This is a genomic window from Bacillus cereus group sp. BfR-BA-01522 (assembly GCF_022662635.1).
GTDB lineage: Bacteria > Bacillota > Bacilli > Bacillales > Bacillaceae_G > Bacillus_A > Bacillus_A cytotoxicus.
Genome location: NZ_JAKUDY010000029.1, coordinates 1 through 7,659, shown reverse-complemented (window position 1 = coordinate 7,659; position 7,659 = coordinate 1). Strand labels below are relative to the sequence as shown.

The following is a 7,659-nucleotide window of genomic DNA, read 5'->3' as shown; positions in this document are numbered from 1 at the left end:
TTTATTTTCTCAATCTAACAAAATATTAACTTTTTTATTATATCTTATTTCTATACTAAGACGAAAAAAGCACTTGTTGCCTTTCAGAGACAATCAAGCGCTTTAAGTTCACATGTTTTCTAAGTTTTCAAGTCACTAGTCGCTTTAAGTTTGTACGTACAATTTTGATATTGAGAATATGAAATCTTTTGTATTTCATAACAAATAGTACGTTTAAACTAACGAACTTGTACGAGCTATTTGTATGGTACAGTACCAATAAATTTAATTTCTATATTTTCGGATTCATCTCCACTTTTCGCTTCATTGTATTGAAAATCATAGAGTACAATAACAGAATTAATACTATATGCTAATTTATCGCCATTTATTAACTCTTTTATTTTTGGGATAATTAGTTCGCTATAAGAAAAATCATTTAAAATATCGTCTACATTATTTTTAGGATTTTCATAAAAACAAATTTCAATGTTATCTTCATCATAATAACCAAATTCAAAGTTTGTTCCAAACTTTGAGTCTATTGAATCTCCATCTTCCGTATATTCTATATCAACATACTCCTCAAGATTTTCAAACGATTTAGAAACTCCAAACCACACTGAAGCCATTCCACTATATTCCATATTATCACTCCTCATTTTTTTAGAGTACCTGGTAATCCTTCTACTCCACCCTTGTATCTATAATGAAACCACATCTGTAACCTTCTTACAAATGTATCATAGTCAAGTGATGTGTCTATTATCTCTAATATTTCATTATGCGCTCGCTTAGAACCCGGCGCACGATGATGTTTCCCTGGTGGATTAATAAACTCAACATCTTTTGTTGGTGTTCTCAATTCTTGGATTTGTTTAGCACTTATCCCCCATCTTTTAAAAGTAGGTGCTCTTGCAATCATTAACCATTCATGTAATTTCCCAGGCGATCTCAATCTTGAAGAAATTACTTTTTTAACTTCAGGATTAGCCCACGCTATCTCTAATTCATCTAAAGTTATATTGTCAAACCACCTAATAAACTCACCATCTCTTACACTAGGAATATCTTTTGGGTTATAAATATTAGTACGAGATGTAATTTTAACAAAATTATTTTGAATAACCTCCGATTTTCTTTGATTTGGAGTTTGTCTTTTTACTGTAGTTTCACCCGTACCCTTAACTCCCGAATCACCATTCCCCTTCGCAAGTTGATAAGCATCCTCTTTAGCGGTTGCTCGCACTCTTGCAAAGTTTTTTGCTATTTCTCCAACAGTTGCATGTTCTATATGAGGAATTTTTATTCCCATTCCAGTGTCTGCTGACCTGATTGCTACGGGGACCTTCGTTTTTTTCCATGTATGTAATGCATTCTTTAATGTCTCATTATCCTTTAACGATTGTACCACATTTTTCCCTATATTTGGATTGAAATCAGCGATTCCCTCTTTCCATTTTGTGAGCTTTGCCAGGGATCCGAGGTCGATTGTTCCTTTGAATGCTTTTGCTGCGGAACCGAGTCCTGGGATGATGTCAAGTGCTCCGAAGAAGCCAGCTTCTACTTGTTCTTCTTTGCTTAGTTTTCGGTGTGTCCCCCAGTCCTCCCCTTCGATGGCACTTTTTACTTGGAGACCACCGTATATAACTGAAGCTGCGATTCCGAGTGGTGGACAGAAGATTGTCGTGATGATCAGTGCTCCGCTGATTGCTACATCACGCCATGCTTCTAATTTTTTCTGTTCGTCTTCTATAGAGGTATACTCAAATCCTCGCATAGATGGGACTAGTTGACAATATTCTTTGTAGTTTAGTTTCGCATCTGGATTTTGCTTTTTGACTTCTTTATACTGCGCGCGAAGTACGTGATCAAAGGCCAGTGAATCTTTGAAAATATCATCTACTGTTATTTTTTCTTTTTTTGTCGTAATGGTTTGCGGGATCCCATACGCATGCTCACTTGATGATACGTCATATCCGACAATAGCTCTTGTAAACCTTCACGTTCAACTGTTAAACCATCTTCATCTACTACCGCTCCGCTGATTCCTTTATCTTCGTATATGTGAAGCAGCTGTAGTTTATTTTCAATGCAGTACCGTTCAATTTCTTCTACTTGATACTTAGGCTGTATCCTTCACGTACTTGTCCTTCTGTTGAAACTCGTACATAGCCAACTACTTTCTCTTCCATATCAAACTCCCTCCCGTTACAGCAATTACAATCCCTGTAACGTTTACCCGTTTTCTGCGGATAACGTGTGCATAACGTCCATCCGTTAAAACGTACTTTACGATGACTTCAAAACATAATACAACCCTTTATTTTCCCCTCTACTATCGTCGTATACTGTACATAGCCACTACAGTCTATAAAACAACAATAAAAATTTAACACTTAATGCACTTATAAAATTATATTGCTCTGTTAAATTTCTACGCTAAAACGCAAAAAAGCACTTGTTGCCTTTAATTGACAATCAAGTGCTTTAAGTTCATATGTTTTTAAATTGCGTAAATTTGTAAGTTTTGTAGTAACAGTATGACACCTTTTGTACATCATGACAAATACTATATTAAAACTTACGAGTTTGTACGAGTTCGTTAGTTTCATATACATTCCATATGTTTATATTCATCACCCATTAAAATGTCATCTCGCCTAAGCTCGTACTTTATTTTCTATTCTATCATTGCACACAGTACTCCATGACGGTACAACCATCATGGAGTACTTACTTTCAAACACCCTATTATTTTTTCTATCCATTTCACATATACTTTGTTTTCTATTCATATTTTTAAAACTATATTAATCTCTCTTACTTAACTCTTCACTTACTTCTTTTTATTCAGTATCATCATCAAACATTAATTTATCCATTTCTTCCCTATCTCTTGCAACTCCTTCTATCGTCTCAATTAAATTTTTTACCATTTCAAGTGTAATCTCTTCTTCATCTTCGTAAATTTTGATACTTGCTCCCATTAGAAGCAATTCCTCAGCAGACGTCACTAAAAATTTCAATTCTTCTTCATCATAATAATCACATTCAATCACAGGATTTCCCATACTGATATTTTGTTTTATGTCACTTATAGATTTAGATGTTTTTTTTCTTAACAAAGGAATATATTTATTAGCATTCGAGTCATTAAGAACTACTAAATTAATTGTTTCCATATCTATCATTCCTTCCGTAATAATTAAAATTCTATTATTTCCTTAATCGGTTTTCCAGGCAAACTATTTTTATAATTCCTTCCATGCCATCCATAAAAATGTTCTTTATATGTTAAAGGATATATAACTTCTCCTTTATCTGCTAAATGAGGGTATTTTGCAGCACTATATGTGTGATGCCCTTGTAACGTTTGTCCATTAAATTTAGCTCTCTTTTTATTTAAAATATCCTCTATTTGTTCATTAGACCAATTCCTTGTCGGTGTTTCTCCATTTAGAATTCTTATTCTTTCCTGTTTCCAGAATTCTACTACACCCTTATCCCTTCTTCTCGCAAACTTTTTATTCCAAATATAAGATTGATATTCCTCTTTTGTAATAGTTCTATTTTCTATTTTTAATTTTAATTCTTTCATCTTCTTAGCACTAAGTTGCTTATATGAAACTGGATGTTCTCTTAAGTCAAAATCTTTAACCCTTTCGGCTATAACATCCTCTGCCTTTACAGTGTATACTTCACCCGTACCCTATGTTGTAATATTAAAATAAAAAGCACTCATTGCCTTTAGTCGACAATCAAGCGCTTTAAGTTCATGTATTTTTAAATAGCATAAATTTGTAAGTTTTATAGTAACAGTATGACACCTTTTATATATCGTAACAACTACTACGTTAAAACTTACGAGCTTGTACGGTTCATTACTTTCATGTTCATTCCATGTGTTTATATTCGCCGCTCAATAAAATGTCATCTCGCCTAAACTCGTACTTCGTTTTCTATTCTTTCATTGTACACAGTACTCCATGATGGTACAACCATCATGAGGTCTTTACTTTTTAACAGCCTATTTTAAATAGCGACATCTTGATAACCTACTTCATCTACCTTTTCATTTATAAGACGAATTCCTAAACCATTTTCCTCATCCCATGAACAATCAAATGAGACTCCTATATCACGTCCATCGCGAAGGAAATCATATGGAACAGAAATACCTACTAATGTTATATGTTCTATTAATTGATCAACTGTTTCAATTAATGGATAGTCTTCATTAAATGCAACATCATAACCAAGCTCATGCCTTTTTTCTTTATAATAATCTAAAATTGGTTGTAATATGCTATGTTGGATTTTTTCCCAATTATCCATTAATGAATTATATGCCATATATTGCCCTTCATCAAAATCTCCATCTTCTGTACCTCCTACTAATAATGCTATCTCTGTGTCCTTTCCCAAAAACTTTATGGTTCTGTATCCTACCCATTTATATTGGTAATCAAGTTCTCCAAAAACTTTATCATTTATTGTCATTTTAAGATCTCCTTATTATTTATTTGCAAATCCTCCAGGCTCAAAGGCTCCTGCGTTTATCTCACCAACTCCGCCAAGGTGTCCAAATTTGGCGTTTATTTCTGTTGGCACAAGTTGCATAGTAACTCCATCATTTAACTCATGCCATGTTAATTTATTTTTCACTCGATATTTTTCTATGTCTTTTGCTGTAATTCCACCAGATTCCATTCCATGTCTTTGTATTCGTCGCACAGTAAAATCTCATCTCGCCTAAGCTCGTATTTCGTTTTCTATTCTAGAATTACACATAATACTCTATGATGTTACAACCATCATGGAGTATCTATTTTCAAACAACCTATTATTTTTTCTATCCACTTCACATAAACTTTGTTTTTCATTGATTTATATATGTGTTAATGTGTTTCGTTATCATATTCGCTTGTAAAATATAAATTAAGTAGTAAGTCTAAGTCATTTGAACGAATCCTATATCTCTATTTACCTAGTGATAAAATATCTACTTATTCTATTATTGTACTGGCCCCATAAAACTAGTAATAATAAGAATATGTTCCTTTAATTTGACCTTTTTTAAGTTCTCTACTTTTTCTGCTCCACCTAAACCTAATAGAGGTGTATAACCAAAACACTCCTCGTAATCTAACTCATTATATTGTTTAAGCGCTTCGGGATAAGGTTGCCAAGATAAATCTTCATCTCTAAATTCTAAATCAGCAATATTTTGAAAGAAAAATTCAAATGTAAACATAATGGTCTTTACTATACCATACCTGTAATTAAGTAATCTAACATATCCATCTGACCAAATAACCAAGTCTCCCATACCCGTAGCAAATAATACTATTGAATCCTTATATCTTTGACTACTCTCCTCCAAAATCTCTTTAAATTCCTCTGGATTTATACTTTTAAAATACCCTTGCATAAATGTACCAAATCCATAATTACTCCATAAATCTATTATTTCATTAGGTACTACATGTTTATACTTTTCAATGATTTCACTCGGAACTTTATTATGCAACTTAAAATCTTTTAAATATTGTTCCATCTAAACTCCTCCTCTAATGTGTTAATTTTACATTCAAATAAGTACTTTTTAGTTGTTCTGGTGTCATGTTTTTGGCTAATTCCTTAATTTGTTCATCAACAATATCAATTCTATACCGCCATTGACTACCTATAGAAGAATTAATCCTTTTATCTCCCATACCTCCTATTATTTCTGCCTTTCCACCTGCTATCTGGTTAGGGTTGTGAAGTGCAGCTTGAGTATCTAGCCATTCCTTGGCTTTTTTCTTGGCATTTGATAACGTTAATCCTTCTCTTTGTAGTTCATTTACCTTTTGTACATAAGCTTCTTCTCTAGCAGCTTGTTGAGCAGCATTACCTTCAATAGCTCGCCCCTGTGCTATGTATCTTTCACGACTTTTTAAATACTCATCCACTGTAAGCTCATTCATACCTTTTTCTTGGTCTTTTAATTGTCTCGCAAACTCTTCTGAATCATGTTTTACATTTCTATTAAAGTTCACTTCAATTTCTTTTATTTTAGGTACATCATGTAAATGCTTACCATTACCCGCACCCTTACCAACAACACTCTCTTCCAACTTAGAAATCTTATTATGAATAATCCCTTTCAACTCGTCATGACTCGTCTTCACCGCAGCTTCCCAATTCATGCCACGACGAAGTCCCATGACTCCTTCAACGGGTACTGGAGATCGACCTAATACGACATCTTTCGCGATACCGAATCCACCTGTTACACCATCTACCACCTTGGCAAATCCGCTGTTTATCGTGTGATTCCAGTCATTTATTTTGTCTGCTGTTTTCCAGCCTTTTTGTTCTTAACTTTAACTATACAAAAGCTGAATTATTAAAATAAAAAAATGACTTTGCCATAAGATCAAAGTCATTTTTTTATGCTTGAATTCCTAAATTTTTTAGTAAATTGTTCAGTTTATAAGGTACAATTTACTTCGAATCGATTTTTTTGTTATATATTATAAGTTACTATCACATTACTATAATTTTTATTCTTTTTCAGGCATATAAACAATCATTTTTCCCTGTGGATACTCGCCTTCCCATCCACAAGGCCAACCCCCAAGTTTATAAATCTCAAAGATTCTTTCATAAAAATTATCAACTTTTCCATTTACTAAACGATTTAGTGCACACATATGTAAATCTCCAATTATTTCTTCAAAAATATCAATATATTGTGATACAAAATCACCTGGATAGTTCTCTGATGATTGAATAATCTCCCTTATAGGATGTTCCATAGAGTTTAAATTATGCTCATATAATTGTCCTATTATCTCCCCACCTTCTGAGGATTTAATCTCTTCCCAAACGTTTTCAACTTCATCCAAATCTTGAGACCATGCTAATTCTTGTGCTCTTTCATACTCATTAACCATAACAACATCACGATTTAGAAGGTTTTCATTACGAAAAAGTTGCAAATTTGTAATAAAATTAATAACCTCTTCAACTAATTGAGTGTTTTTTCCATACTTCATTTATTTATCCACCTTTCCCAAAGTTCTTCAGTAGCACCGCCACCTCTTTGCCAAATCTTTATTTCTTCATTTAATTTTGTTTTGTAAAACTTCTCAATACCGATTTCTAATACCTTTGATTTGTATAATGGCAAGCCACTTTCTGTACTTTTTTTAGTTTTTGTTGCAATTCAAATACTTGTTGTTCCAACTGCTCAATACTTTGATTGATATTTAATTTATCTAACTAATCTTTAACCACATTATTATATACACTATGAAATCCTCTATGCCTAGACAAAGCACTTGGATCTTTTGCTGGTATCGGTAAAAATATCCCGTTATCAGCATGATCCATATCCATTCCAATTTTCTTTAATACTGGATGATTTCTTAAGTTTTTAGGTATTATATGTTGCGCTTGATATCCCTTCCATGATGCAGAACGTGGAAGCCCCATGGATTCCAATAAATTTTGTCCTAATTTTGTAGAACTACCTCCTGTAACCTTTCCCGGAGTACCAGGAATAATCCTACTCCCTTCACCCGTACCCTTAACAACCTTACTCTCCATATACTGATAAGCCTCTTTCAGAGAATACTGTCCTCCCCCTGAGACATTTCCTACTCCAGCCATGGCGAAGCCTTTTCCCTC

The 7,659-nt window shown here is 33.4% G+C and carries 9 protein-coding genes and 3 pseudogenes; all 12 read right to left on the bottom strand.

The features are described 5' to 3' along the window. Positions 1–236 precede the first annotated feature (236 nt). Entirely contained in the window at positions 237–626 is a 390-nt protein-coding gene (locus MR059_RS21215; protein WP_033730812.1) for an immunity 22 family protein, read from the bottom strand. 11 nt (positions 627–637) lie between these two features. Further along, positions 638–1,930: pseudogene (locus tag MR059_RS21210) on the bottom strand (hypothetical protein); the annotation flags it as partial. Positions 1,931–1,935: 5 nt separating this feature from the next. Continuing rightward, positions 1,936–2,174, bottom strand: a pseudogene (locus tag MR059_RS21205) (recombinase family protein); the annotation flags it as partial. 654 nt (positions 2,175–2,828) lie between these two features. Beyond that, positions 2,829–3,164 (bottom strand): hypothetical protein, encoded by a 336-nt coding sequence (locus MR059_RS21200; protein WP_048724396.1) that lies wholly within the window; start codon positions 3,162–3,164, stop codon positions 2,829–2,831. A gap of 23 nt (positions 3,165–3,187) precedes the next feature. Continuing rightward, positions 3,188–3,580 (bottom strand): hypothetical protein, encoded by a 393-nt coding sequence (locus MR059_RS21195; RefSeq protein WP_242162022.1) that lies wholly within the window; start codon positions 3,578–3,580, stop codon positions 3,188–3,190. 111 nt (positions 3,581–3,691) lie between these two features. Beyond that, entirely contained in the window at positions 3,692–3,892 is a 201-nt protein-coding gene (locus MR059_RS22080) for a hypothetical protein (protein WP_087098862.1), read from the bottom strand. A gap of 122 nt (positions 3,893–4,014) precedes the next feature. Then, positions 4,015–4,482: a DUF6985 domain-containing protein gene (locus MR059_RS21185; RefSeq protein WP_242162021.1), complete on the bottom strand. Its 468-nt coding sequence runs from the start codon at positions 4,480–4,482 to the stop codon at positions 4,015–4,017. Positions 4,483–4,497: 15 nt separating this feature from the next. Beyond that, complete coding sequence (locus tag MR059_RS21180; protein WP_242162020.1) at positions 4,498–4,716, bottom strand: HNH endonuclease; 219 nt, start codon at positions 4,714–4,716, stop codon at positions 4,498–4,500. 280 nt (positions 4,717–4,996) lie between these two features. Next, positions 4,997–5,539 (bottom strand): T6SS immunity protein Tdi1 domain-containing protein, encoded by a 543-nt coding sequence (locus MR059_RS21175; RefSeq protein ID WP_087098842.1) that lies wholly within the window; start codon positions 5,537–5,539, stop codon positions 4,997–4,999. 13 nt (positions 5,540–5,552) lie between these two features. Beyond that, positions 5,553–6,272, bottom strand: a complete 720-nt coding sequence (locus MR059_RS21170) for a polymorphic toxin type 15 domain-containing protein (protein ID WP_242162019.1) — start codon at positions 6,270–6,272, stop codon at positions 5,553–5,555. A gap of 258 nt (positions 6,273–6,530) precedes the next feature. Then, positions 6,531–7,025, bottom strand: coding sequence for a cytoplasmic protein (locus tag MR059_RS21165; RefSeq protein WP_087098844.1), 495 nt, complete (start codon positions 7,023–7,025; stop codon positions 6,531–6,533). Further along, a pseudogene (locus MR059_RS22070) lies at positions 7,022–7,578 on the bottom strand (AHH domain-containing protein). Before MR059_RS22070 ends, MR059_RS21165 begins: the two are co-directional and overlap by 4 nt. Positions 7,579–7,659: the final 81 nt, after the last annotated feature.

Excerpts from the sequence above, each read along its gene's own strand:
- MR059_RS21215 (WP_033730812.1), bottom strand. The coding sequence starts at position 626 with ATGGAATATAGTGGAATGGCTTCAGTGTGGTTTGGAGTTTCTAAATCG.
- MR059_RS21200 (WP_048724396.1), bottom strand. The coding sequence starts at position 3,164 with ATGGAAACAATTAATTTAGTAGTTCTTAATGACTCGAATGCTAATAAA.
- MR059_RS21195 (WP_242162022.1), bottom strand. The coding sequence starts at position 3,580 with ATGAAAGAATTAAAATTAAAAATAGAAAATAGAACTATTACAAAAGAG.
- MR059_RS21185 (WP_242162021.1), bottom strand. The coding sequence starts at position 4,482 with ATGACAATAAATGATAAAGTTTTTGGAGAACTTGATTACCAATATAAA.
- MR059_RS21175 (WP_087098842.1), bottom strand. The coding sequence starts at position 5,539 with ATGGAACAATATTTAAAAGATTTTAAGTTGCATAATAAAGTTCCGAGT.
- MR059_RS21165 (WP_087098844.1), bottom strand. The coding sequence starts at position 7,025 with ATGAAGTATGGAAAAAACACTCAATTAGTTGAAGAGGTTATTAATTTT.